Origin of the sequence: Streptomyces halobius, from assembly GCF_023277745.1 — a bacterium.
Classification (GTDB): Bacteria; Actinomycetota; Actinomycetes; order Streptomycetales; family Streptomycetaceae; genus Streptomyces; species Streptomyces halobius.
This window is the reverse complement of the sequence record NZ_CP086322.1, coordinates 2,922,504-2,945,605: the sequence shown is the minus strand read 5'-3', so window position 1 is coordinate 2,945,605 and position 23,102 is coordinate 2,922,504. Positions and strand designations below refer to the sequence as shown.

The window sequence follows — 23,102 nt, the reverse complement described above, 5'->3', positions numbered from 1 at the left end:
TTGCTCATCCCCCGGCTGCCGCCACCTCCTCGGCCAGGACCGACACGGCCCGTCGGATGTCGTCCGCACGGTGGTCGCTGGTGACGAAGAACCGCAGCCTCGCCAGCCCCTCCTCCACGGTGGGGTGGAAGATCGGATCCGCGATGACACCCCGGTCGAACAGTCGGTCCGCGACGCTCAGGGTCCTCGCCGAGTCACCGAGGACACACGGCACGATCGGAGTGTGGGCACTGGAGCCCGTCGCCAGCCCGGCCGAGGCGGCCAGACCGAGGAACAGCTCCGCGTTCCGCCGCAGCGTGCGCATGCGGTGCGGTTCCGCGTCGATCAGCTCGGTGGCGGCCAGTGCCGCGGCCGCGTTGGCCGGGGTCAGGCCGACGCTGTAGACGAAGCCCGGCAGCGTGTGCCGCAGCCACCGCACCATCCGGGCCGAGCCGCCGAGGTAACCGCCGCAGCTGGCGAAGGACTTGGAGAGGGTGCCCATCCACAGATCCACGTCGGTCCGGTCGACGCCGAAGAACTCGCCGACGCCGCGGCCGCGTTCGCCCACGGTGCCGATGCTGTGCGCCTCATCGACCATCAGCAGGGCGCCGTAGCGCTTCTTCAGTTCGATCACGGCGGGCAGGTCGACGAGGTCGCCGTCCATGCTGTAGGCGCCCTCGACGGCGATCAGCACCCGTCTGAACCGGGACCGGTTGAGCCGCAGCAGGTGTTCCAGCCGACCGATGTCGTTGTGGGCGAACGGGCGCCGCGCCGCCCCGGACAACGCGCAGCCCTGAAGGATGCTGTCGTGCGCGAGCGCGTCGTGCACCACGAGGTCCTCCGCGCCGACGAGGTGCCCTATGGCGGTGACATTGGTGGCGTGGCCGCTCACCAGCGCCAGGCAGTCCCCGACGCCGAGGAAGTCGGCGAGCGCCCGCTCCAGCTGTACGGTCAGGTCCCGTTCGCCGGAGAGCGCCCGGCTGGCGGAGACCGAGGTGCCGTATCGCTCCACCGCCCGGTGCACGGCCTCGTTGACCACCGGATGGCCGGACAGGCCCAGGTAGTTGTAGCTGCCGAAGGACAGGTACGCGCGGCCGCCGATCATGGTTGTATCGCGGATGTTGCCCTCGTGGACGCGGAAGTACGGGAAGTCCGCGCCGCTGCCGGCGATCGAGTGCAAGCGCGCCTCGAACTGCCGCACCTCCGGGAAATCATCGACACACGCGGTCGCGGCCCCCTGGTCCGGCCGCCCTGCCCGGGTCTCCCGGGGCAGCGGCTCACCGGGGGCCGGCGGCTCGGTGAGGTGCGGATCGACCAGCGCGATCAGCCGCTCGATGGTGAGGCCGGGCGAGAAGATCTCCTCGGCGCGGAAGCCCGGTATCCGCTTGCCGAGGTTGACCTCCAGCTCCTGCACCATCAGGGAGTCGAAGCCGAGATCGGTCACCAGCGCCATCCGCTCGCTCAGGTCGGAGAGGGGGAAGACGCCGGTCCGCGAGACCTCTTCGAGCACGATGGTGGACGCGGCGGACGCGGCGGACGCGGCGGAAGCGGTGGATATGGCGGGGGCGGTGGATGCGACACCGGCCGGCGCCGTCGCAGGTTCCGCCCCGGGCGAGTCCACCGCCCCGGGCGAGTCCACCGGTCCGGGCCGGTCGTCCCCCACTGCCTCATGGGCGTGGGCGGTGTCACCGTCCCCGCGAGCCGACTCGTCCACCACCCAGTGGTGGCGCGGGGCGAGCGGACTCGGCGGCAGGGTGCACGGGGGTATGCGCTCCCGCACCGGGCGAATCCCCGAGCCGGTGACCGCGCGCTCCGCGAGCCGGGCCAACGCGGCCGTGCGTGCCTCCGCGGACGGCGAGCCCGGCGTCGGCACGGTGGCCTCCGTCAGCTCACCGGAGGGCGTCGTGTCGTCCACCGGTAGCTCACCGGGTGGCACCGTGCCGGCCTCCGGCAGCTCACCGGGTGGCACCGTGCCGGCTATCTGCCCCGGCCCGAGCTCTCCGGTACGGCCCGCCGCCACGGCCTCGGCCGCCGTGGTCAGCTTGGCGGCGGCGTCAGCGGCGTCCTCCGCCACCAGGGCAAGGCGTTCCGCGAGGGGAGCCCGGCGGGCCAGGGTGTCCGCCACCCCGGCCAGCGGCGGCCGTTCGTCGGCGATGGTGTGCGCCAGTTCCCGGGCGTGACGGGCCAGCCCGGCCCGGTCGCGGGCGCTGAGCACCAGGAGGTGCGGCCCCTCGGCCGGTGCCGGGCCGGGCGGTGCCGTGGTGCACTCCTCCACCACCAGATGGACACCGGTGCCGCCGAAGCCGAAGGCGCTCACCCCCGCGCGGCGCGGCTGTCCGGTCCCCGGCCATCGGGTCGGCGTCGTCGGGATGGTCAGGCGCGCGGCGTCCAGCCCGGAACGGCCGGCCAGGTCGAACTCCGGCTGCGGTGGTATCACGCCCCGGTGCACGGCCAGGACGGTCTTGATGAGTCCGGCTGTCCCGGCGGCGTTGAGCGAGTGCCCGACCACCGCCTTCACCGCGCCGAGGAAGGCGGGTGCGCCCCGCTCGCCGCGCAGTTCGCGCAGGACATCGACCTCGACCGGATCGCCGACCGTGGTCCCGGTGCCGTGCGCCTCCAGATAACCCACCGAGTCCGGGGCCAGGCCCGCATCGCGATAGGCCCGGCGCAACGCCCGGAGCTGACCGGCCGCCTGGGGATGCATACCGCCCTGCACGGTCCCGTCATTGGCCGTACCCACACCCCGGATCACCGCATAGACCCGGTCGCCGGCCGCCAGCGCATCGGCCAGGGGCCGCAACACCAGGGCTCCGGCGCCCTCTCCCAGCACGAAGCCATCGGCCTCCGCGCCGAACGGCAGACACCGGCCGCTGCGCGAGATGGCGCCGATCCGGCACAGTCCCACCAACAGGTCGGGGGTGAGCACCAGTTGGGCACCACCGGCGAGGGCGATTCGGCACCGTCCGGCACGCAGGGCGAACACGGCGTTGGCCACGGCCATGAGCCCACCGGAACACGCCGAGTCCAGCGCATAGCTCTCGCCGTGCAGATCGAAGACCGAACTGATCGTGTTCGGCCCCATGTTGAGCAGCAGCCCGGCCACGGACGTCCCGTGCAGCCCGTCGACCGCGCGAACCGTCTCCGGCCACCGGGCATCGGTCGACCGCGTCCCGAACTCGCCGCCGGCCAGCTGACGCATCCGGATCCGCAGGGTGCTGATCTCGCGGTAGCCGCTCTCGGTGAGCGATGTGATCACCGAGGTCTCCTCGCGGTCGAAGCCCTCGGCCTCCCACCCCGCGTCCTGGATCGCCTCGCGGGCGAGGTCGATCAGCAGCCGGTGCTGAGGATCCATCGACCTGGCCCGGCGCGGCGGGATGCCGTAGTGCACCGCGTCGAAGTGGCCCACATCCGGCAGCAGCGCCATGGTGTCCGTATAGGCCGAGGACGCGTCACGGAAGTCGTCGCTGAGGAAGGCGGCGGTGCGCCACCGCGAGTCCGGGACGGCGGAGAACTGTGCCTGCGGGGCCGTGAGGAGCCGCCAGTACTGGTTCAGATTCCGCGCCCCAGGAAACCGGCACGCCATCCCCACGATCGCGACATCATCCCGCCGCGCTCCCGCCGAATCCGTTGCACCCGCTGTATCCGCTGTATCCGTTGGGGAGTCCTTCGCTGTCACAGGTGTCACCTGGTGGTGGCCGGTCGCTCACGCCACCAGTCCACCGTCGCCTTGATCTGCTCGTCGACGGGGGTGGCCCGAACCGCGAAGGCGGCTTCGTAAGCGCTCGCATCAACGACGAACGGACGGTCGAACTGATAGCGGATCTCCTTCAGTTCGCGGATCAGCGGGGAGAAGACCGCCACGACGCCCAGCACGGCCGGCGACAGCCTGCGCACCGCGACCGGCCCCGTTCCCGACTGAGCGGCAAGGCGGGCCACCATCTCCCGGGTGGACAGCGCGGGCTCCGTCGGGACGTGCCAGGCCCGTCCCCAGGCCCGTTCCTCGCCCGCGACCTCGACCAGGGCCCTGGCCACATCGGGGAGATACGTCCAGCTGTGCGGGGCGTCCGGATCCCCGAGCGTGGAGATCGGTTTGCCGCGCAGCAGTCGCGGCATGACTCGTGCGGCCAGGTGCCCGCCGTCGGTCACGCCGGGCCCGAAGAAGTCCGAGGCCCGTACCTCGACCGCCTTGATACGGCCCTGCTCATGCAGTTTCCGCGCCTGCTCCCAGACGGTGGCGCGCACTCTCCCCTTGGGACCGGTCGCCGCGAGCGGCAGCTCCTCGGTCATGGGCCCGTCCACCGGACCGTAGCCGTAGAGGTTGCCGAGCATGACCAGGACGGACCCGGTCGCCTCGGCCGCCGCGCAGAGCGACGAGGCCAGCGGCGGCCAGTCACTCGCCCAGCGATGGTAGGGCGGTGCGGCACAGCTGAAGATCGCGGCCGCGCCCTGTGCGGCCTCGGTCAGGCGCTCGCTGTCCGTCGCGTCTGACGCGATGTGCTCGATGCCGGGCTCCGGACTTCGGCCCGACTTGGTGATGACCCGTACTGAATGGCCCATTTCGACCAGCAGCCGAGCGGTGGCAGCCCCGGCGGGCCCGAATCCTGTCACGACATAAAGGCTCACGCGCGCACACTAGCGCGAGGGCGTGCCGAGCGGAGGCGGATGCCTATGGTCTCGGTCAGCTTTACGGCGGGGGCGGCTGGGGGAGCGCAAGGTCACGCCGCGGTGGACGCCTGGCGAGGGATGCTTGGTTCATGGGGAGGCAGACCTCTCCGGAGATCTCCCTGGGGCCGTGAGGGGCCAGGAGTGCAGTAAACATGCAGGTCAGAGTGGGTATGGAGTGGGATGTATGCGGTTGACGACCTTCTGGCAGCGGATGGCGGATCATTTCGGTGCGACGTACGCCGACTCCTTCGCGCGCGATCATGTGATGTCCGGCCTCGGTGGCCGGACCGTTCATGAGGCGCTGGACGCGGGGTGGAGCGCCAAAGAGGTGTGGCGGGTGGTCTGTTCGACCATGGAAGTGCCGGAGGACAAGCGCTGAGGAGGCTCCGGCGCAGCGTTGGGGCCGCAGGCGAACCTGCCCCGCCGGACGGTGTCGGAGGCGGATCGGCAGGGCCGGGCCAGGAGTGTCGGTGCGGTGCGCGACACTTGGCCCGTGCGCGTGACTGATGAGATCGACGGCAACGACCAACCTCGACCCCAGGACGGCTCCGACGTACGGATGCCGCGCTGGCTGCCGCGCGCCATGGTGCTCGCGCTCGCCCTGGTGGCCTGCTTCCAGCTCGCCAGCTGGGGCTTCCACCAGCTGATCACGCTCCTGCTCAACATCCTCATCGCGTTCTTCCTGGCGCTGGCCGTCGAACCGGCCGTCGACTGGATGGCGGCCCGGGGCGTCCGGCGCGGGCTGGCCACCGGCGCGGTGTTCCTCGGGATCCTCGTCGTGACGGCCGGATTCTTCGCACTCCTCGGGTCCATGGTCGCCGGCCAGATCGCCACGATGGTCGAGGAGTTCCCGCAGTACCTGGACTCCGTCATCAGCTGGATGAACGACACCTTCCACACCCACCTCTCCCGGGTCGAGGTGCAGAACAACCTCCTCAGGTCCGACTGGCTGCAGAAGTACGTCCAGGACAGCGCCAACAACGTCCTCGCCGTCTCCGCCACGGTGCTGGGCAGCCTGTTCAACCTCCTGACGGTGGCGCTGTTCTCGTTCTACTTCGCCGCCGACGGCCCCCGGCTGCGCCGCGCGCTGTGCTCCGTCCTCCCGCCCCGACGGCAGGCGGAGGTGCTGCGTGCCTGGGAGATCGCGGTCGCCAAAACCGGCGGATATCTCTACTCCCGGGGTCTGATGGCGCTGATCTCCGGAATCGCGCACTACATCCTGCTGGAGATCCTCGGCGTCCCGTACGCCCCGGCCCTGGGCATCTGGGTGGGCCTGGTCTCGCAGTTCATACCGACCATCGGCACATATATGGCGGGCGCGCTGCCCATACTGATCGCGTTCACCGTCAACCCCTGGTACGCGCTGTGGGTGTTCGGCTTCGTCGTGGTCTACCAGCAGTTCGAGAACTACCTCCTGCAGCCGCGGATCACCGCCAGGACGGTGGACATCCACCCGGCCGTCGCCTTCGGCTCGGTCGTCGCGGGCACCGCCCTGATGGGCGCGGTCGGCGCGCTGATCGCGATCCCGGCGACGGCGACGCTGCAGGCGTTCCTCGGCGCGTACGTCAAGCGTTACGAGGTCACCGACGACCCACGGGTCCACGGCAGGCTCCGCGGCCGCCGGGGCGGCGCCAGGGTCCTCGCCCAGGTCCGGCGCACCCTGCACAACGGACAGCCGTCGTCTCCGTTGGCCGACCAGCGGACGGAGACGGGTGGCGCGGGGGAGGCGGCCCAGGACGGTGATCAGGGGCGGCAGGACGACGATCGGGGGCGCACGCAGGGGTCCGGCCGCGGGCCCGGTCAGGGGGACGACGAGAGCGGCCGCTGAGCCCGGCCGCTCAGCGGCCTCGGCGGGGGAATCGAACAGGGGAGGCTCTGATGCACGTAACGCTGCGAGAAGTGAGAGACGGCGATCTGCCCGTCTTCTACGCCCACGCGAACGATCCCGAGGGGATGCGGATGGCGGCGTTCACCGCCGAGGACCCGTCGGACCGCGCCCGTTTCGAGGCCCACTGGGCGCGCATCCGTCAAGATCCGTCAGTCGTCGTGCGCACCATCGCCGGTGAGGGCGGGGAGATCGTCGGGCACGCTGCCGTGTTCGGTCCGACCGAGGAGCGCGAGGTCACGTACTGGATCGGGCGGGAGCACGGGGGCCGCGGAGCGGCCACCGCCGCACTGCGAGAGCTGCTCGGCGTCGTGCCGGAGCGTCCGCTGCGCGCCCGCGCGGCTGCGGACAACGGCGGCTCCATCCGGGTGCTGGAGAAGTGCGGATTCGTCGTGACCGGCATCGAGCGGGGTTTTGCGAACGCGCGGGGAGAGGAGATCGACGAGGTGGTTCTCACCTTGATGCACTGACCCGGCACCCACCCTCACCTCGATGACAACGTGCTCAGCCCTCACCGGCACAGAACACCGGCGTCCGTGACGGCGCCGGGCGAGACGCTTGACACCAAAATCGAACATCCATTCTTATTGGGGGTCCGGCCTGTGTTCCGGGGCTTTCAGCGGAGTTATCCACAGGCTGGAGCCGGGTCCGGGCGCATTGTCAGTGGCAGGCGTTAGCGTCGTGGACGTGAAGCGATCGACTCAAGCAAATCGGGTGGAACCCATGGCAGGCACCGACCGCGAGAAGGCGCTCGACGCCGCGCTCGCACAGATTGAACGGCAATTCGGCAAGGGCGCCGTGATGCGTATGGGAGAGCGCTCGAAAGAACCCGTCGAGGTCATCCCCACCGGCTCCACCGCTCTCGACGTCGCGCTCGGCGTCGGCGGCCTCCCCCGCGGCCGCGTCATCGAGGTCTACGGCCCGGAATCCTCCGGTAAGACGACCCTGACCCTGCACGCCGTCGCGAACGCCCAGAAGGCCGGCGGCTCCGTCGCGTTCATCGACGCCGAGCACGCGCTGGACCCCGAGTACGCCAAGAAGCTCGGCGTGGACACGGACGCCCTGATCCTTTCCCAGCCCGACAACGGAGAGCAGGCGCTGGAGATCACGGACATGCTGGTCCGTTCCGGCGCGCTCGACCTCATCGTCATCGACTCCGTCGCCGCCCTGGTGCCGCGGGCCGAGATCGAGGGCGAGATGGGTGACTCCCACGTCGGCCTCCAGGCCCGGCTGATGAGCCAGGCCCTGCGCAAGATCACCAGCGCGCTCAACCAGTCCAAGACCACCGCGATCTTCATCAACCAGCTCCGCGAGAAGATCGGCGTGATGTTCGGCTCGCCGGAGACCACGACCGGTGGCCGCGCCCTGAAGTTCTACGCCTCGGTGCGCCTCGACATCCGCCGTATCGAGACCCTCAAGGACGGCACGGAAGCGGTCGGCAACCGCACCCGCGTGAAGGTCGTCAAGAACAAGGTCTCCCCGCCGTTCAAGCAGGCCGAGTTCGACATCCTCTACGGCCATGGCATCAGCCGCGAGGGCGGCCTGATCGACATGGGTGTCGACCACGGCTTCATCCGCAAGTCCGGCGCCTGGTACACGTACGAAGGCGATCAGCTCGGTCAGGGCAAGGAGAACGCCCGCAACTTCCTCAAGGACAACCCGGATCTCGCCAACGAGATCGAGAAGAAGATCAAGGAGAAGCTCGGCATCGGCGCGAAGCCGCAGGACGCGGCGGAGCCCGGCGCGGACGCCGCGGGTGCGGCAAGCGCCCCGGCCACCGCGGCACCGGCGGCCAAGGGCGCCAAGGGTTCCAAGGCCGCCGCGGCCAAGAGCTAGCCCGCCATGACACGGCGAACGGACTGGCCCGGCAGCGAGCACGAGACGAGTAACGCTGCCGGGGACGCCGAGAACCGTAGCGGCCGCCGGGGCCGTAAGAACGGCGGTGGTCCTGCCTCGTCGAGGGCCGGGACGGGACCGCCGCGTACGCCCGAGGAGCAGGCGCGGGCCATCTGCCTGCGCCTGCTCACCGGGAGTCCGCGGACACGCAAGCAACTCGGGGACGCCCTGTGCGAGCGGGGTATCCCCGAGGAGGCCGCGGAGGAGGTGCTGTCGCGTTTCGAGGACGTCGGACTGATCGATGACGCGGCCTTCGCCGAAGCCTGGGTGGAGTCCCGCCACCACGGCCGGGGCCTGGCGCGTCGGGCCCTCGCCCGTGAACTGCGTACCAAGGGCGTGGACTCCGGCCTGATCGAGGAGGCCGTCGGCCGCCTCGACTCCGACCAGGAGGAGTCCACCGCCCGCGAACTGGTCGCCCGCAAACTGCGCGCGACCAGGGGCCTGGACCGCGACAAACGCCTCCGTCGCCTGGCCGGGATGCTGGCCCGCAAGGGCTACCCGGAGGGCCTTGCCCTACGGGTGGTCAGACAGGCCCTGGAGGAGGAAGGGGAGGACCCAGAAGTGTTGGAGCGGCATCTGCCGGATGCGTGAGGGGGCGGGGGGAAGTCCCCAGAGGGGAAGCCTCCAGAAGCGGCGCTCTCACCCCGTCTCCGTCACTCCGCCCGACCGTACGACCTCCAACCCCGCGGCCCGCCAAGCCTGGAAGCCGCCGGCGAGATCGGTGGCGTGGGGGAGGCCCAACTGGCGCAGGGAGACTGCCGCGAGGCTTGATGCGTAGCCCTCGTTGCAGATCACGACGACCGGCAGAGCGTGATGTGTCGCCTCCGGGGCGCGGTGTTCGCTCGTCGGGTCGAGCCGCCATTCCAGTTCGTTGCGCTCCACGATCAGCGCGCCGGGGATCGTGCCGTCACGCTCCCGCAGTTCCGCGTACCGGATGTCCACCAGAAGTCCGCCCGCTTCCTGGATCGCGGCGGCCTCCCGGGGTGCCACTCGTACGAGCTCGCTCCGGGCCCGCTCCAACAACGCGTCGACGGCGCTCAGTTCACGCGCCGCAGCCCCCGCGCCCGCTCCTCCGCTCACAGCCACTCCTCCGGGCGTTCGACCTCTTCGAGACGCAGCACCGGACCGGTGCGGCTGTAGCGGCGCATCAGCGGCAGCGGCGGGTAGTAGGCGTGTACGGATATCGCGTGGGTATCCCTGGAGGTGTTCAGCACCTGGTGGACGTGGTGTGGGCCGAACGCCCTGCCGTGTCCGCCGCTCAGTGTGCGCTCCCGGTCCACGCCGTCGGCGAGTTCCAGCGTTCGCCAGCCCTCGGTGGGCAGTTGGGCGGCGAGCGACTGTTCCGCCAGGGCGCCGACGGCCGCCGCGAAGGCGCCGCGCGAGCCGCCGTGGTCGTGCCAGCCGGTGCCGGTACCGGGGGGCCAGCCGATCAGCCATGCCTCGCTGCCGCCCGGCCCGTTGAGCCGGATCCAGGTACGGCCTTCCGGGTCGAGCGGCAGAGAGGCGATGAGTGTGGTGTCCGTGGCGGCGCGGCGCACGAAGTCGAGGAGTTCGGACGCGCTGGGGCCGCTCTCCGCGCGGCCGGCGCCGCGCCCGGTGGCGCCTCCTCCGGCGTCGCCGGCCGCGGGGTTGCTTCTCCTGGTGCTGCGGGACGTGCTGCTGCTGGTCGGAGCGCTGCTGGTCGTAGCGCGATTGCTCGTGGCGCTGTTGCTCGTGGTGTCGTCGGTCTGGTCGTCGTCGGTGGCGTCCGCGGCATGCGGCTGTGCAGGCGTACGTACGTCGGGCACGGGAACCGTCCTGAGTGATCGCTGAGGGCGCGGCTGCCGGGAGAAGGCAAAGAGGAAGCCAGCCGGACGGAAAGGGCCGCGCGGGGGAAGGGAATGCGGATCAGTAGGACGGATGACACGTGCAGCCCGCGTAGCGGATCAGGTCCAGATGGACCCTCCGCCAGAATCGCGAGCCGTTGTCAGTCACCCTCGGAGTGAAGCATGGAGCTTCCCACAGGGTCAATCGCCGAATCGGTACCCGCACCGCCCCCGGACACCCCAGACGCGCCGGATGCCCCAGATGTGCCGGATGTTCCAGACACCCCCGCCCCACCGGACGATTCAGCCGCACCCCCCGACGACGGCCCCAAGGCCCCCGACGCTCCCGTCGCCCCCAACGCTCCCGACGCCCCCCGTGCCCCCTCCGCCCCGCCCCGCACCGCGTTCGCGCACATGTACAGCTCGGCGGGACGGACGCCGGGCAGCGCCGTGACCAGGTGTCCGTCCGGCCGTACCAGCAGCACGGTGTGCGCTGCCGCGCCCGGATAAGCCTCCGTGACCAGGACCTCGGAGCGCATCGGCAGCGCGGCGACCGCGCTGGTCAGCTGCGGCATCAGCCCCGCCGACTGCCAGTGCCGCCGGTCCCAGACGCCGGTACCGGGCGCCACCAGCACCACCAGGAGCCCGCGGCCCAGCCGGTCCCGCAGCCGGACCACGGAACCGTCGGCCGTGGTGACCGCCACGTCGGTGACCGGTGCTCCGGGAAGCGTCCCCACCGGTGCCCCCACGATCTGCTCGGCGGGTGGCGCGAGCGGGGAGCGGGCGTACACGGGCGGTGCGCCCAGCTGGCCGCGGCCCAGATGCCCGTCCGTCAGCAGCGTGCTGTGCCCGCGCGCCGCGCCCGGCAGCACGGTCCGCCAGCGGGTCGCACCACCGTCGCGCAGCAGCGGCAGCGCCTGGTCCGCGGCGCGCAGCCGGGCCGCGACCGCGCCCCGGCGCTCCGCCTGGTAGCTGTCCAGCAGCACCTCGGAGGCGCCCTGGTGCCAGGCCAGGCCCAGCTTCCAGGCGAGGTTCTCGGCGTCCCGCAGTCCCTCGTCCAGCCCCTGGGTGCCGAGGGCGCCCAGCAGATGCGCGGCGTCCCCGGCGAGGAACGCGCGGCCCTGCCGCCAGGAGCGTGCCAGCCGGTGGTGGACGGTGTGCACGCCGGTGTCGAGCAGTTCGTACGGCGGGACCTGCCCGCCGTGGCCGCGCCCGAACGCCGCTCCGCTCTCGTTCCCCGGCTCCGCCGCCTCCGTCGTCCAGCCGGCGAGGGAGTCGCGGATCCGGGCGACCAGGGCGTCCGGCGTGACCAGATCGCGGCCCGGCGGCAGCAGCCAGTCCAGCCGCCAGACGCCACCGGTCAGCGGGCGGGCGGAGACCTCGCCACCGGGTCCGCCGTGCCGGGGCGGCGAGCGGTGCAGCAGGGCCTCGCCGGGCCAGGGGAGTTCGGTGCGCAGCGCGGCGACCGCATGCCGCTCGACAGCCGTACGGCCCGGGAAGCGGATGTCCAGCAGCTTGCGCACGGTCGAGCGCGGCCCGTCGCAGCCGACCAGGTAACTCCCGCGCCACCACGTTTCGTTGGGGCCACGGGTGTGCGCGCCGACGCCGTGCTCGTCCTGCTCCAGTTCGGTCAGTCGGCTGCCGGTGACGATCTCGGCGAGCTCCTCGTCGGCCAGCGCGGCGCGCAGGGCACGGGTCAGCGCGTGCTGGGGGAGATGAACGGGGGACGCGCTGGCGGCGGGGGTGTGCGGGGCGAATTCGACGCGCTCCAGCAGGCGTCGGCGGCGTACGGTGCGCCAGGCGGTCCAGCGGGTGCCGGCGGTCTCCAGGGTGTCGGCACAGCCGAGCCGGGCGACGAACGCCGCGGTGTCCTGCCGGAGTACGGCGGTGCGGGCGGGCCGGGTGTCCTCCTGGCCGCCGCTCTCGTCGAGGACCACGGAGGGCACACCGAGGCGGGCGAGCGCGAGCGAGAGGGACAGGCCGACCGGGCCGGCCCCCACGATGATCACCGGGTCCACGAGACGGCTCCCCGGTCCCGGGAGTGCTGAGCGGCGGTGCGGGAACTGGCAGTTGGAGCCCGGTGCGTGATCACACAGCGTATGCAACCCATTGCGGCGGCCCGCGTCAAGTGACGGAGGCGGCGGCAAGGGCGCCGCCGCCTGTGGACAGTGTGTGGTCGGACCGCCGTACGGTCAGTTCTCCTTGCCGGTCTTTTCGCCGGCCGGCGCGTCGGGGACCGCGTCGCCGACTTCCATCGCGTCGGTGGCGGCCACCGGCTCCCCGGCCTCGGCCACACCGATACCGGTCTTGGCCTGCCGGCCGCGCCGCTCGATCCAGTTGGCGAGGGCGGACAGTGCCATGCACAGCGCGACGTAGAGGCTGCCGGTCACGATGATGACCGGGATATAGACGTCCTCGCCGTTGACGATGATGTTGGTGCTCATCTGGCGGGCCGAGTAGAGCAGTTCCTCGTATGTGATGACGAAGCCGAGGGACGTGTCCTTGAGGGTCACCACGAGCTGGCTGATGATCGTCGGCATCATGGCCCGGACGGCCTGCGGGATCAGCACCGTCATCATGACCTGCGTTTTGCTCAGCCCCAGCGCGTATGCGGCTTCGCTCTGCCCCTTCGGTACGGACAGGATGCCGGCCCGCAGCACCTCGGCCTGCACCGAACCGTTGTAGACCGTCAGTCCGAGGACCAGCGCCCAGAACTGCGGCTGGTTGCCGGAGAGGCCGAAGTCCTCCCGGTTGCTGAGCAGGATCACCCACAGCGCGTAGACCGTGATCAGCAGCGGAACCGCGCGGAAGAGCTCGATGAACCCGGTCGCCAGCCAGCGGACGGGCTTGTGGTCGGACAGCCGTGCCACGGCGAGCAGCACGCCCAGCACCAGGGACAGCACCGCGGCGACCGCGAAGACCTGGAGGGTGACCAGCATGCCGTCGCGGATACTGGTGCGCACGCCCGCGTAGTTGAAGATGTTCCACTTCGCGGGGTCGAACTGTCCCTTGTCGTTGAGCCGCATCACGACGAAGGCGAGCACGGCCAGCACGGCGAGCGACCCGATGACCGAGTAGACGCGGTTGCGTACCTTCGCCTTCGGCCCCGGTACGTCGTAGAGAACGCTTGCCCCACTCATGCCCTTACCTCGCTTCGTTCCGCCCCGCGCGCGCGTGGCACCCACGTCATGCTGTTCCGCCTGTGGCTTCCGCTCATCGCGCGACTCCCATCCGGCGTTCCAGCAGACGGAAGAGACCGCTGATGGAGAAGGTGATGACGAGGTAGGCGAGCGCGATCCACAGGAAGATCCACGCGATGTCGTATCCCCTGTCGCTGAGCAGCTTGGAGTGGGCGAACAGCTCGGTGACGCTGAACGCGCCCGCGATCGCGGAGTTCTTCGTCAGTGCGATGAAGATGCTGCTCATCGGGGGCAGCACGGTGCGCGTGGCCTGCGGAAGAACGACCAGTCGCAGCGTCTGGGAGAACGTCATGCCGATGCTGCGCGCGGCCTCCGCCTGGCCCAGCGGCACGGTGTTGATGCCGGACCGCACCGCCTCGCACACGAACGACGAGGTGTAGAAGCCGAGTGCCAGCGTGGCCAGCACGAACGGGCTCGCACCGGGGACGAGGATCTGCGGCACCACGAAGACGGCGACGAGGAAGAGCAGGGTCAGCGGGGTGTTGCGCAGGATGGTGACCCAGGCCGTCCCGAAGACGCGCAGCGGCGGAATCGGAGAGACCCGGAAACCGGCTATGAGTATGCCGAGGACCAGGGCGAGCAGCGCGCTGGAGCCGGTGATCGCCAGGGTTCCGAGGAACCCGTCACGGAACTCGGGCAGATAATCGAGGAGTACGTTCATGAGGTCTCCGCGGTAGCGGTCAGGTCGACGGCGGGGATAGCGGACAGGGGCCGGGCGGGGCGGAAGACAGCGCGCCCCGTACGCCCGCCGCGGCGGGCGTACGGGGCGGCGCGGTCAGATGAGTGCGCGCGGCGCCTCAGTACCGCGGCAGCGGCGTCTCGGGGGCGACGAAGTCCGAGCCGGACTTGCCGAGCGTCTCCGCGTACGCCTTCTTGTAGTCACCGTTCTTGATGTGGTTCTCCAGCGCGGTGGTGATCGCGTCGCGCAGGGCCTTGTCATCCTTGATCATGCCGACGCCGTAGGGCTCCTTGGTGAACGGCTTGCCGATGACCCGGAGCTTCTCAGGGCGCTGGGCGGCGTAGCCCTTGAGGATCGCGTCGTCGGTGGTGACCGCGTCGACCTGGTTGTCCACCAGCTTCTTCACGCAGTCCGAGTACGTGCCGTCCTCGATGGTCTCCGCGCCGTACTTCGGCTTCTTGATCTCCTGGAGGGGAGTCGAGCCGACGATGGAGCAGACCTTCTTGCCCTTGAGGCTGTCCGGGCCGGTGATGGACTTGTCCTCCTTGCGCACCAAGAGGTCCGCGCCCGCGGTGTAGTACGGGCCGGCGAAGCCGACCTGCTGCTTGCGCTCGTCGTTGATCGTGTACGTACCGACGTAATAGTCGATGGCGCCCCTGGAGATCGTGGTCTCACGGCTGTTGGAGTTGATCGTCTTGAAATCGATCTGGTCCTTCGAGAAGCCGAGGTCGGCCGCGATCATCTTGGCGATCTCGATGTCGAAACCGGAGTACTTCTTCGACGTGGCGTTCTGGAAGCCCAGGAACGGCTGGTCCGCCTTGACGCCGATCCTGATCTTCTTGGCCTTCTGCGCCTTCTTCAGCACCGCCGAGTCGATCTTGATGTTCTCGGCGACCTTGTAGGTGCCGTCGTACACATCCCCGCCGGCCGGCTTGTCGCCCGCCGTCCCCGACTCGCCGCCGCACGCGGTCGCCGTCATCGTCAGTGCGAGCACCAGCGCACCCGCCGCAGCCGTCTTACGCATCGTCATGGTGAACATCCTTTGGTTCAACAGGTGTTGGCAATCATCGTGGCCCGACCGCGGGCTCAGTGAAGGATCAGTGGTGAAGGATTCAGTGGTGAAGGATCTTCGACAGGAAGTCCTTCGCGCGGTCGCTGCGCGGGTTGTTGAAGAACTGGTTCGGCTCGGCCTCTTCGACGATGCGGCCGTCCGCCATGAAGACGACGCGGTTGGCCGCGGAGCGCGCGAAGCCCATCTCATGGGTGACCACGACCATCGTCATGCCCTCCCGGGCGAGTTGCTGCATCACGTCCAGCACCTCGTTGATCATCTCCGGGTCGAGCGCGGAGGTCGGCTCGTCGAACAGCATCACCTTCGGGTCCATCGCCAGCGCACGGGCGATTGCCACTCGCTGCTGCTGCCCGCCGGACAGCTGCGCGGGGTACTTGTCCGCCTGGGTGCCGACACCGACCCGGTCGAGCAGCGCACGGGCCTTCTTCTCGGCGGCCGCCTTGTCCGTTTTGCGGACCTTGGTCTGGCCCAGCATCACGTTCTCCAGCACCGTCTTGTGCGCGAAGAGGTTGAAGGACTGGAAGACCATGCCCACGTCGGCGCGCAGCCGCGCCAACTCCCGCCCCTCCTGCGGCAACGGCTTGCCGTCGATGGTGATGCCGCCGGTGTCGATGGTCTCCAGGCGGTTGATCGTGCGGCAGAGTGTCGACTTGCCGGACCCCGAGGGCCCGATCACGACGACGACCTCGCCGCGCCGGATCGTCAGGTCGATGTCCTGGAGCACGTGCAGCGCGCCGAAGTGCTTGTTCACGTTGTCCAGCACGACCAGCTGATCCCCGGCGGGCGCGGGACCCTCGGCGTTCTTGGTCACCGATACTTCGCTCATCGGCGTGTAGCTCCGTCCTCCTCGGTTGGGAGGACCCTAGTGAGCGCTTTCGACCAGCGTCATTACATCTGAGGGAGAATTGAGCATAACGATCCGGCTGCAATCGGACACTCCGTGTGAACGGGACGCCACGGCGGTGTGGGGTGGGGAGCGGCGCGGGCGTACCGGCTGGGTAACGGATGGTGGCGCGGAGGTGGCCGCCTCTTGACGTGGGTGCCGTTCATCGCCGTAGATGCCCTTTGGCCTGAAAGCGCACACCTGCTCGCGCACACCCGACCCTCACACCCGACACCGCACACCCGGCCGCGCCTGTCCGGCCGCGCACATCCACCGCACATCCCCGAACGCCGAACGCCACACCAGAGGAGGGGGCCGATGAGACTGCTGCTGGTCGAAGACGACGATCACGTGGCCGGGGCCCTGTCCGCGGTGCTGGCCAAGCACGGCCTGGCCGTCGTCCACGTACGCAACGGCGAAGAGGCCCTGCGGGCGCTGCTGCCCGACGAGGCCGAACCGTTCGCGGTGGTGCTGCTCGACCTGGGCCTGCCCGACCAGGACGGCTTCGAGGTGTGCGGCCGGATCCGCAGGATCTGCACCACCCCGGTGATCATGGTGACCGCGCGGTCCGACGTCCGCTCGCGGATCCACGGCCTCAACCTCGGCGCCGACGACTATGTGGTCAAGCCCTACGACACCGGGGAACTGCTGGCCCGTATCCACGCGGTGAGCCGGCGGGGCGCGACCGCCGCCGACCAGCCGGCCGAGGACGGCGGCGCCGAGGAGCCGCTGCGGCTCGGCCCGGTCACCGTCGAACTCCCCACTCGCCAGGTGTCGGTGGACGGCGCCGCGGTCTCGCTCACCCGCAAGGAGTTCGATCTGCTCGCGCTGCTCGCCCAGCGTCCCGGTGTGGTCTTCCGCCGGGAGCAGATCATCAGCGAGGTGTGGCGGACGAGTTGGGAGGGCACCGGCCGGACCCTGGAGGTGCATATCGCCTCACTCCGCGCCAAACTGCGCATGCCGGCACTGATAGAGACGGTACGCGGCGTCGGCTACCGCCTTGTCGTACCCGCCCCGGGCACCCCCGCCTGCCCCGGCCCCGGGCCGTCCGACTCTCCCCGCCCCCCGGCCTCCTGAAGGCCACCGCGGACACGTGCGCACCCGACTCCTCCCCCTCCTGATCGTCCTCATGGCCGGTGTGCTGCTCGCGCTCGGCATCCCGCTCGGCGTCATCACGGCCGGTGTGGAACAGCAGCGGGTCGTCGTCGACCGGATCGACGACGCCGCGCGGTTCGCCTCCCTCGCCCAGTTCGTCACCGCCGGCCCCGCTTCGGACACCGCCACCGAGAGCCCCGACGAGGACGAGCGGCGCGCCACCCTCAGCGCCGAGCTGGCGCGCTACCACGACCTCTACGGCATCCGTGCCGGCGTCTACTACCGCGATCACACCCCGATGGCGCGGGCCCCGCAGTCCCTCCCGGTGCCCCGTCAGGGCGAGGGCGCGCAGGCGTTCAAGGAGGCGCTGGCCGGCCGCCGCAGCCACGATCCGCACCAGATCTGGCCCTGGGACGCCGGCGGCCGCATCCCGGTCGCCTCGCCGGTGATCCGCGACGGGGACGTGGTCGCCGTGGTCGTCACCGACTCGCCCACCGGACAGCTGCGCTCCCGCATCCTGCACAGCTGGCTGCTGATCGCCGCGGGCGAGTGCGCGGCCATGCTCGTCGCCGTCGCCGCGGCGTTCCGCCTCACCGGCTGGGTGCTGCGCCCCGTCCGGGTCCTGGACGCCGCCAGCCACGACATCGCCACCGGACGGCTGAAGTCCCGGGTCGCCGCCACCGCGGGACCACCCGAACTGCGCCGGCTGGCCCGCTCGTTCAACGAGATGGCGGACAACGTCGAAGAAGTCCTGGAACAGCAGCGCGCCTTCGTCGCCGACGCCTCCCACCAGCTGCGCAATCCGCTCGCCGCGCTCCTGCTGCGCATCGAGCTGCTGGCCCTCGAACTCCCCGACGGCAACGAGGAGATCGCCTCGGTCCGCACCGAGGGCAAACGGCTGGCCCGCGTCCTGGACGATCTTCTCGACCTCGCGCTCGCCGAACACGCCGCCGTCGACCTCCAGCTCACCGATGTCGCGGCGCTCGCCGCGGAACGCGTGGACTCCTGGTGCCCGCTCGCCGACGGCAAGGGCGTCCGCCTGACGTACGAGGGCCAGAGCGCGGTCACCGGCTGGGCCGACCCGGTCGCCCTCTCCAGCGCGCTGGACGCCGTCGTCGACAACGCCCTGAAGTTCACCCCGTCCGGCGAGCCGGTGACCGTGGACGTCGTACCGGACGGCGAGAGCGTCCGGATCATCGTCGCCGACCGGGGCCCCGGCCTGACCGACGACGAGCTCGCCCGGGTCGGTGACCGCTTCTGGCGCAGCGGCCGCCACCAGAACGTCTCCGGCTCCGGCCTCGGCCTGTCGATCACCCGCGCCCTGCTCGCCGCGGGCGGCGCCACCATCGGCTACGCACCGCACCCGCCGCACGGCCTCCGGGTCACCGTCACCGTGCCGCGCACCGCGCCCTGAGGAAGCCCGCAGGGCCGGAAGATCCACTGCCCGCCCGGCGCTGTGCTAAGGTTGGCCACGTTGCAGTTGTGGTACCCATGAAATTTGGCGCCTGGAGGCTTGTAGCCCCAGGCGTTCCTTGTTTTACCGGACGTGTTCCGGTGTCGGGATCATCTCGGCGACAGGGAGGCCGTGCAGTGCGGTCTCCGGTTTGCCCCAAGAAGGAGAAAATTATGGCTTCCGGCACCGTGAAGTGGTTCAACTCGGAAAAGGGCTTCGGCTTCATCGAGCAGGACGGCGGCGGCCCCGACGTCTTCGCCCACTACTCGAACATCCAGGCCCAGGGCTTCCGTGAGCTCCTTGAGGGCCAGAAGGTCTCGTTCGACGTGACCCAGGGCCCCAAGGGCCCGCAGGCGGAGAACATCATCCCCGCCTGACACACCACGCGTCCCGCGACGGGGCCCGCACCGGCCACACCGGTGCGGGCCCCGTCCCGTTTCCGTCCGGACATGTCCTTCAGGGCTGGACCGACGTGTGACTCAGGGCGTGGCCGAAGCGTGACTCAGGGCTTGACCGACACGTAATAGCGCCGCGCTCCCTGATGCAGATCCAGCGGATCGGTGAACACCGCCGTCCGCAGGTCCACCTTCTGCGCGGCATGCACCTCAAGCCCGATCCGGTCCCGGCTGTTGATCACGGTACGGGTGATGCCCTCCGTCAGCGCGGCGTCCTCCCGGTCCGTCGTCACCAGCAGATTCGCCACCGCGATCGTCTTCACCGCCTGCCCGTCCTGGGCCTTCGGGTAGGCGTCGGCCGGCATCACCGCCGCCCGGTAGTAGTGGGTCCGCTCGCCCTGCCGGTGCAGCGCCTCGGTCAGATCCCCGAGCTGGACCAGCCGCACCGGAAACCTGCCCGCCAAGCGCTGCACCGCCGTCGTCGGCAGCCCGCCCGACCAGAAGAACGCGTCCAGCTCGCCCCGCTCCAGCAGCTTCGGCATCTGGTCGATGCCGACCCGCACCGGCTCGATGTCCTTGTCGAAGTCGAGCCCCGCCGCCTCCAGCAGCCGCCGGGTGATCAGCTGTACGCCGGAACCGTCCGACCCGACACCCACCCGCAAGTGCCGCAGCCCCTTGGTCGAGCGCACCGCGGAATCCTTCGGCACCACCAGCTGCATGTAGTCGTCGTACAGCCGCGCACACGCCCGCAGCCGGTCCGCGCCCCGCTCGCCCCTGCTGCGGTACGTCGACACCGCGTCCGCCGTCGCGATCGCGAACTCCGCACGCCCGTCCACCAGCCGCCGCAGATTGTCGACGGATCCCTCGCTGCCCGTGAGCCGCAGATCCACATCCGGCATATCGCGCGCCAGATCCTGCTTCAGCAGCTCCCCGTAGCGCGCGTACACCCCGGTCGGCACTCCGGTGGCCAGCGTCACCTTCCCGCCGGGCGAGGGCTCGCCCCCCGTCGACAGCACCCACCACACCAGCAGCCCGAGCCCGGCCAGCGTCGCGCAGGCCACGTGGAGTGCCCGGCGGCCGCGTATGTGGGGGAGTGCTGTGCCCATGGGCGGGATCCTGCCAGGCCCGGGGGTGGAAGGGGAGGGGCGGGGGAGGGCCCTCGCCCCTCCCCTCGGCGTCGGGAGTTCCTCCGGGCACCGCCTACCCTTGTCGTATGACCAGCAGTGACCGGAGCCAGGCAGTGGGCGTTCAGGAACAGAAGACATACGAGGTGCGCACCTACGGGTGCCAGATGAACGTCCACGACTCCGAGCGGCTGTCGGGACTGCTGGAGGACGCCGGCTACGTCCCCGTGCCCAAGGACGCCGACGGCGCCGACGTCGTCGTCTTCAACACCTGCGCGGTCCGGGAGAACGCCGACAACCGGCTCTACGGCAACCTCGGGCAGCTCGCCCCGAAGAAGGCCGCGCGGCCGGGCATGCAGATCGCCGTCGGCGGCTGCCTCGCCCAGAAGGACCGCGACACCATCGTCAAGAAGGCCCCCTGGGTCGACGTGGTCTTCGGGACGCACAACATCGGCAAGCTGCCGGTGCTGCTGGAGCGGGCCCGGGTCCAGCGGGAGGCACAGGTCGAGATCGCCGAGTCGCTGGAGCAGTTCCCCTCGACGCTGCCCACCCGGCGCGAGAGCGCCTACGCCGCCTGGGTCTCCATCTCGGTCGGCTGCAACAACACCTGTACGTTCTGTATCGTCCCGGCGCTGCGCGGCAAGGAGAAGGACCGCCGGCCCGGCGACATCCTCGCCGAGGTGGAGGCCCTCGTCGCCGAGGGCGTCACCGAGATCACCCTGCTCGGCCAGAACGTGAACGCGTACGGCTCGGACATCGGCGACCGCGAGGCGTTCAGCAAGCTGCTGCGGGCCTGCGGCACGGTCGAGGGCCTGGAGCGGGTCCGGTTCACCTCCCCGCACCCCCGCGACTTCACCGACGACGTCATCGCCGCCATGGCCGAGACGCCGAATGTGATGCACCAGCTGCACATGCCGCTGCAGTCCGGTTCGGACCGGGTGCTGAAGGCCATGCGCCGCTCCTACCGCCAGGAGCGCTACCTCGGGATCATCGAGAAGGTGCGCGCCGCGATGCCGGACGCCGCGATCTCCACCGACATCATCGTCGGCTTCCCCGGCGAGACGGACGAGGACTTCGAGCAGACGCTGCACGTCGTACGGGAATCCCGCTTCGCGCAGGCGTTCACGTTCCAGTACTCCAAGCGGCCCGGCACCCCCGCGGCCGAGATGGACGGGCAGATCCCCAAGGCCGTCGTCCAGGAGCGCTATGAGCGGCTGGTCGCCCTCCAGGAGGAGATCTCCTGGGCGGAGAACAAGAAGCAGGTCGGCCGCACCCTGGAGGTCATGGTCGCCGAGGGCGAGGGCCGCAAGGACGGCGCCACGCACCGGCTGTCCGGCCGGGCCCCCGACAACCGCCTCGTCCACTTCGCACCCCCCGCCGAGCCGGTGCGCCCCGGAGACATGGTCACCGTCGAGGTCACCTACGCCGCCCCGCACCATCTTCTCGCCGAGGGGCCGGACCGTGGCGTCCGCCGTACGCGCGCGGGCGACGCCTGGGAGAAGCGCAACGCCGCCCCGGCCGAAAAGCCGGGGGGCGTGCTGCTGGGCCTGCCCACCATCGGGGCACCGTCCCCGAGCCCGGCTCCCACGGCGGGCTGCGGCTGCGACTGAGCGGCGGGGCGGCCCGTGGCGGCCCCGGGTGACCTGGGGCGTTGCCTTCGGGGGCACCCCGGCTCGCCGCGCCCCGCCCCGCACCTGGGGCGTTACCCTGCGTGGCATGCTCGTAGCCGCCGCCATCTGCCCCTGTCCGCCGCTGCTCGTCCCGGAGGTCGCCGCCGGTGCCGCGCCCGAGCTGGACGCGTTGCGCGCCGCCTCGCTGGACGCGGTCGGCGTGCTCGCCGCGGCCCGCCCGGACCGGCTGCTCGTCCTCGGCCCGGCCGAACAGGCGGGCCGGGGCCCGCACCCGCAGGGCTCCACCGGCTCCTTCCGGGGCTTCGGGGTGGATCTTGAGGTGTCCCTGGGCGCCGCGGACACCCCGTTCGAGCCGTCCGAGCGGGAGCTGCCGCCCTCGCTGTCCGTCGGCGCCTGGCTGCTGTCCCGTACGGACTGGGCCGACGCCCCCGTCGAAGGCCTGGGCGTCGGGGAGCCGCTGACCCGGGACCGGGGCCTGCCGGTGGGCCGGGAGATCGCCGCCTCCGCGCCCCGTGTGGCGCTCCTGGTGATGGGCGACGGCAGCGCCTGCCGCTCGGTGACGGCGCCGGGGTACTTCGACGAGCGGGCCGAGGCGTTCGACGCCGAGGTGGCCCGCGCTCTGGGAGCCGCCGATATCGCCGCGCTGACCGCACTCGACGAGGAACTGGCCGCCGACCTCAAGGCGTCCGGGCGCGCCTGCTGGCAGGTCCTGGCCGGCGCGGCCCAGGGCGCGGGCCTGCGCGGTGAACTGCTCCGCGACGAGGCACCGTACGGGGTCGGATACTTCGTGGCGACCTGGTCCTAGGAGTGGCGATCTGGTCCTGAGGGCCGTCGCTCATGGGGCCTGCGGCCGAGGGTCCGGGCCCCGGACGTACGGCACGGACGTACGGCGGCGACCGCGAGGCTCCGCACCCCGAGGCCGCCGCCGTCCGCCGTCCGGCCGGTGGGCTACTTCCGGGCGCCCTCCCCCGCCTCGCTGCCCGCCGCCGTTCCCCCGGACTTCTGCCGGGGAATCCCCGGGCCCTCGGCGGCCGCCTCGGCACACGGCGCGTCCTGCCCGGCCGCCGCACCGTCCTGATCGGTGTCCGGCTCATCGCTCCCGGTATCGGCCCCGGTATCCGCCGCCTCCGGGACCGTCGCGCCCTCGGAGGACGCCGCCGTACCCGCGGTGTCCTCGGCCGTACCTCCGGTGTCCTCGGCAGCGCCGGCCGACGCACCCGGCTCGGGAGCCTCCGGCTCCGCCGTCACGGCAGCCGCGGAGGCCTCCTCCGTCAGCGCCTCGTCCTTACGACGGCGAAACCGCGAAAACACGCCCATCACTTCTCCTACACTCCTCGTCC

The 23,102-nt window shown here is 71.0% G+C and carries 21 protein-coding genes; 10 read left to right on the top strand and 11 right to left on the bottom strand.

Translation table 11 applies throughout. From position 1 onward, the window contains the following. Positions 1–4: 4 nt before the first annotated feature. Positions 5–3,664 (bottom strand): aminotransferase class I/II-fold pyridoxal phosphate-dependent enzyme, encoded by a 3,660-nt coding sequence (locus tag K9S39_RS13495; RefSeq protein WP_406707924.1) that lies wholly within the window; start codon positions 3,662–3,664, stop codon positions 5–7. Beyond that, on the bottom strand, positions 3,661–4,602 hold the full coding sequence (locus tag K9S39_RS13490; protein WP_248863583.1) for an NAD-dependent epimerase/dehydratase family protein: 942 nt from the start codon (positions 4,600–4,602) through the stop codon (positions 3,661–3,663). The genes K9S39_RS13495 and K9S39_RS13490 overlap by 4 nt, the downstream gene beginning before the upstream one ends. Positions 4,603–4,828: 226 nt before the next feature. Here K9S39_RS13490 and K9S39_RS13485 point away from each other — a divergent pair, with 226 nt between their 5' ends. The 5 genes from K9S39_RS13485 (at position 4,829) to recX (ending at position 9,016) form a co-directional block, all read left to right on the top strand. Next, positions 4,829–5,023 carry a DUF3046 domain-containing protein gene (locus tag K9S39_RS13485; RefSeq protein WP_248863582.1) on the top strand — a complete coding sequence of 65 codons (195 nt, stop codon included), beginning with the start codon at positions 4,829–4,831 and terminating at the stop codon, positions 5,021–5,023. A 180-nt stretch (positions 5,024–5,203) separates the two neighbouring features. After that, positions 5,204–6,472, top strand: coding sequence for an AI-2E family transporter (locus K9S39_RS13480; RefSeq protein ID WP_248868729.1), 1,269 nt, complete (start codon positions 5,204–5,206; stop codon positions 6,470–6,472). Positions 6,473–6,522: 50 nt separating this feature from the next. Next, positions 6,523–6,999 (top strand): GNAT family N-acetyltransferase, encoded by a 477-nt coding sequence (locus K9S39_RS13475; protein WP_248863581.1) that lies wholly within the window; start codon positions 6,523–6,525, stop codon positions 6,997–6,999. Between the two features lie 253 nt (positions 7,000–7,252). Next, on the top strand, positions 7,253–8,365 hold the full coding sequence (recA, locus tag K9S39_RS13470; protein WP_248863580.1) for a recombinase RecA: 1,113 nt from the start codon (positions 7,253–7,255) through the stop codon (positions 8,363–8,365). Between the two features lie 6 nt (positions 8,366–8,371). Beyond that, entirely contained in the window at positions 8,372–9,016 is a 645-nt protein-coding gene (gene recX / locus K9S39_RS13465) for a recombination regulator RecX (RefSeq protein WP_248863579.1), read from the top strand. A gap of 48 nt (positions 9,017–9,064) precedes the next feature. Here the strand turns inward: recX and K9S39_RS13460 are convergent, their stop codons facing one another. The 7 genes from K9S39_RS13460 to K9S39_RS13430 form a co-directional block, all read right to left on the bottom strand. Continuing rightward, positions 9,065–9,466, bottom strand: a complete 402-nt coding sequence (locus tag K9S39_RS13460; RefSeq protein ID WP_248868727.1) for a rhodanese-like domain-containing protein — start codon at positions 9,464–9,466, stop codon at positions 9,065–9,067. A gap of 35 nt (positions 9,467–9,501) precedes the next feature. Further along, entirely contained in the window at positions 9,502–10,212 is a 711-nt protein-coding gene (locus K9S39_RS13455) for a cupin domain-containing protein (RefSeq protein ID WP_248863578.1), read from the bottom strand. 179 nt (positions 10,213–10,391) lie between these two features. After that, positions 10,392–12,248: an FAD-dependent monooxygenase gene (locus tag K9S39_RS13450; RefSeq protein WP_248863577.1), complete on the bottom strand. Its 1,857-nt coding sequence runs from the start codon at positions 12,246–12,248 to the stop codon at positions 10,392–10,394. 174 nt (positions 12,249–12,422) lie between these two features. Next, complete coding sequence (locus K9S39_RS13445; protein WP_248863576.1) at positions 12,423–13,370, bottom strand: amino acid ABC transporter permease; 948 nt, start codon at positions 13,368–13,370, stop codon at positions 12,423–12,425. A 73-nt stretch (positions 13,371–13,443) separates the two neighbouring features. Beyond that, the gene (locus K9S39_RS13440) at positions 13,444–14,091 is read right to left on the bottom strand and encodes an amino acid ABC transporter permease (RefSeq protein ID WP_248863575.1); all 648 of its coding nucleotides are present in this window, start codon (positions 14,089–14,091) and stop codon (positions 13,444–13,446) included. A 136-nt stretch (positions 14,092–14,227) separates the two neighbouring features. Then, positions 14,228–15,139 carry a glutamate ABC transporter substrate-binding protein gene (locus K9S39_RS13435; protein ID WP_248863574.1) on the bottom strand — a complete coding sequence of 304 codons (912 nt, stop codon included), beginning with the start codon at positions 15,137–15,139 and terminating at the stop codon, positions 14,228–14,230. 82 nt (positions 15,140–15,221) lie between these two features. Beyond that, a complete protein-coding gene (locus tag K9S39_RS13430) occupies positions 15,222–16,007 on the bottom strand; it encodes an amino acid ABC transporter ATP-binding protein (RefSeq protein ID WP_283112313.1) in 786 nt (261 codons plus the stop codon). 375 nt (positions 16,008–16,382) lie between these two features. On the opposite strand from K9S39_RS13430, the gene K9S39_RS13425 reads away from it, so the two are divergent. The 3 genes from K9S39_RS13425 (at position 16,383) to K9S39_RS13415 (ending at position 18,989) form a co-directional block, all read left to right on the top strand. Then, positions 16,383–17,141 (top strand): response regulator transcription factor, encoded by a 759-nt coding sequence (locus K9S39_RS13425; protein WP_248863573.1) that lies wholly within the window; start codon positions 16,383–16,385, stop codon positions 17,139–17,141. Positions 17,142–17,157: 16 nt separating this feature from the next. Continuing rightward, positions 17,158–18,573 carry a sensor histidine kinase gene (locus K9S39_RS13420; protein ID WP_248863572.1) on the top strand — a complete coding sequence of 472 codons (1,416 nt, stop codon included), beginning with the start codon at positions 17,158–17,160 and terminating at the stop codon, positions 18,571–18,573. A gap of 212 nt (positions 18,574–18,785) precedes the next feature. Further along, positions 18,786–18,989, top strand: coding sequence for a cold-shock protein (locus K9S39_RS13415; protein ID WP_030288153.1), 204 nt, complete (start codon positions 18,786–18,788; stop codon positions 18,987–18,989). Between the two features lie 125 nt (positions 18,990–19,114). On the opposite strand, the gene K9S39_RS13410 is transcribed toward K9S39_RS13415, so the two are convergent. Continuing rightward, positions 19,115–20,113 carry a TAXI family TRAP transporter solute-binding subunit gene (locus tag K9S39_RS13410; RefSeq protein WP_248863571.1) on the bottom strand — a complete coding sequence of 333 codons (999 nt, stop codon included), beginning with the start codon at positions 20,111–20,113 and terminating at the stop codon, positions 19,115–19,117. A gap of 107 nt (positions 20,114–20,220) precedes the next feature. Between K9S39_RS13410 and miaB the strand changes: the two genes are divergently transcribed. Both miaB and K9S39_RS13400 read left to right on the top strand, forming a co-directional pair. Next, positions 20,221–21,741, top strand: coding sequence for a tRNA (N6-isopentenyl adenosine(37)-C2)-methylthiotransferase MiaB (gene miaB / locus K9S39_RS13405; RefSeq protein ID WP_248863570.1), 1,521 nt, complete (start codon positions 20,221–20,223; stop codon positions 21,739–21,741). Between the two features lie 106 nt (positions 21,742–21,847). Beyond that, positions 21,848–22,567 carry a class III extradiol dioxygenase subunit B-like domain-containing protein gene (locus K9S39_RS13400; RefSeq protein ID WP_248863569.1) on the top strand — a complete coding sequence of 240 codons (720 nt, stop codon included), beginning with the start codon at positions 21,848–21,850 and terminating at the stop codon, positions 22,565–22,567. A gap of 143 nt (positions 22,568–22,710) precedes the next feature. On the opposite strand, the gene K9S39_RS13395 is transcribed toward K9S39_RS13400, so the two are convergent. Beyond that, the gene (locus tag K9S39_RS13395) at positions 22,711–23,073 is read right to left on the bottom strand and encodes a hypothetical protein (RefSeq protein WP_406707923.1); all 363 of its coding nucleotides are present in this window, start codon (positions 23,071–23,073) and stop codon (positions 22,711–22,713) included. Positions 23,074–23,102 lie beyond the last annotated feature (29 nt).

Bases quoted from the DNA above. Each gene is read 5' to 3' on its own strand.
- K9S39_RS13485 (WP_248863582.1), top strand. From the start codon at position 4,829: ATGCGGTTGACGACCTTCTGGCAGCGGATGGCGGATCATTTCGGTGCG.
- K9S39_RS13480 (WP_248868729.1), top strand. From the start codon at position 5,204: ATGCCGCGCTGGCTGCCGCGCGCCATGGTGCTCGCGCTCGCCCTGGTG.
- K9S39_RS13475 (WP_248863581.1), top strand. From the start codon at position 6,523: ATGCACGTAACGCTGCGAGAAGTGAGAGACGGCGATCTGCCCGTCTTC.
- recA (WP_248863580.1), top strand. From the start codon at position 7,253: ATGGCAGGCACCGACCGCGAGAAGGCGCTCGACGCCGCGCTCGCACAG.
- recX (WP_248863579.1), top strand. From the start codon at position 8,372: ATGACACGGCGAACGGACTGGCCCGGCAGCGAGCACGAGACGAGTAAC.
- K9S39_RS13445 (WP_248863576.1), bottom strand. From the start codon at position 13,370: ATGAGTGGGGCAAGCGTTCTCTACGACGTACCGGGGCCGAAGGCGAAG.
- K9S39_RS13440 (WP_248863575.1), bottom strand. From the start codon at position 14,091: ATGAACGTACTCCTCGATTATCTGCCCGAGTTCCGTGACGGGTTCCTC.
- K9S39_RS13435 (WP_248863574.1), bottom strand. From the start codon at position 15,139: ATGACGATGCGTAAGACGGCTGCGGCGGGTGCGCTGGTGCTCGCACTG.
- K9S39_RS13430 (WP_283112313.1), bottom strand. From the start codon at position 16,007: ATGAGCGAAGTATCGGTGACCAAGAACGCCGAGGGTCCCGCGCCCGCC.
- K9S39_RS13425 (WP_248863573.1), top strand. From the start codon at position 16,383: ATGAGACTGCTGCTGGTCGAAGACGACGATCACGTGGCCGGGGCCCTG.
- K9S39_RS13415 (WP_030288153.1), top strand. From the start codon at position 18,786: ATGGCTTCCGGCACCGTGAAGTGGTTCAACTCGGAAAAGGGCTTCGGC.
- K9S39_RS13410 (WP_248863571.1), bottom strand. From the start codon at position 20,113: ATGGGCACAGCACTCCCCCACATACGCGGCCGCCGGGCACTCCACGTG.
- miaB (WP_248863570.1), top strand. From the start codon at position 20,221: ATGACCAGCAGTGACCGGAGCCAGGCAGTGGGCGTTCAGGAACAGAAG.
- K9S39_RS13400 (WP_248863569.1), top strand. From the start codon at position 21,848: ATGCTCGTAGCCGCCGCCATCTGCCCCTGTCCGCCGCTGCTCGTCCCG.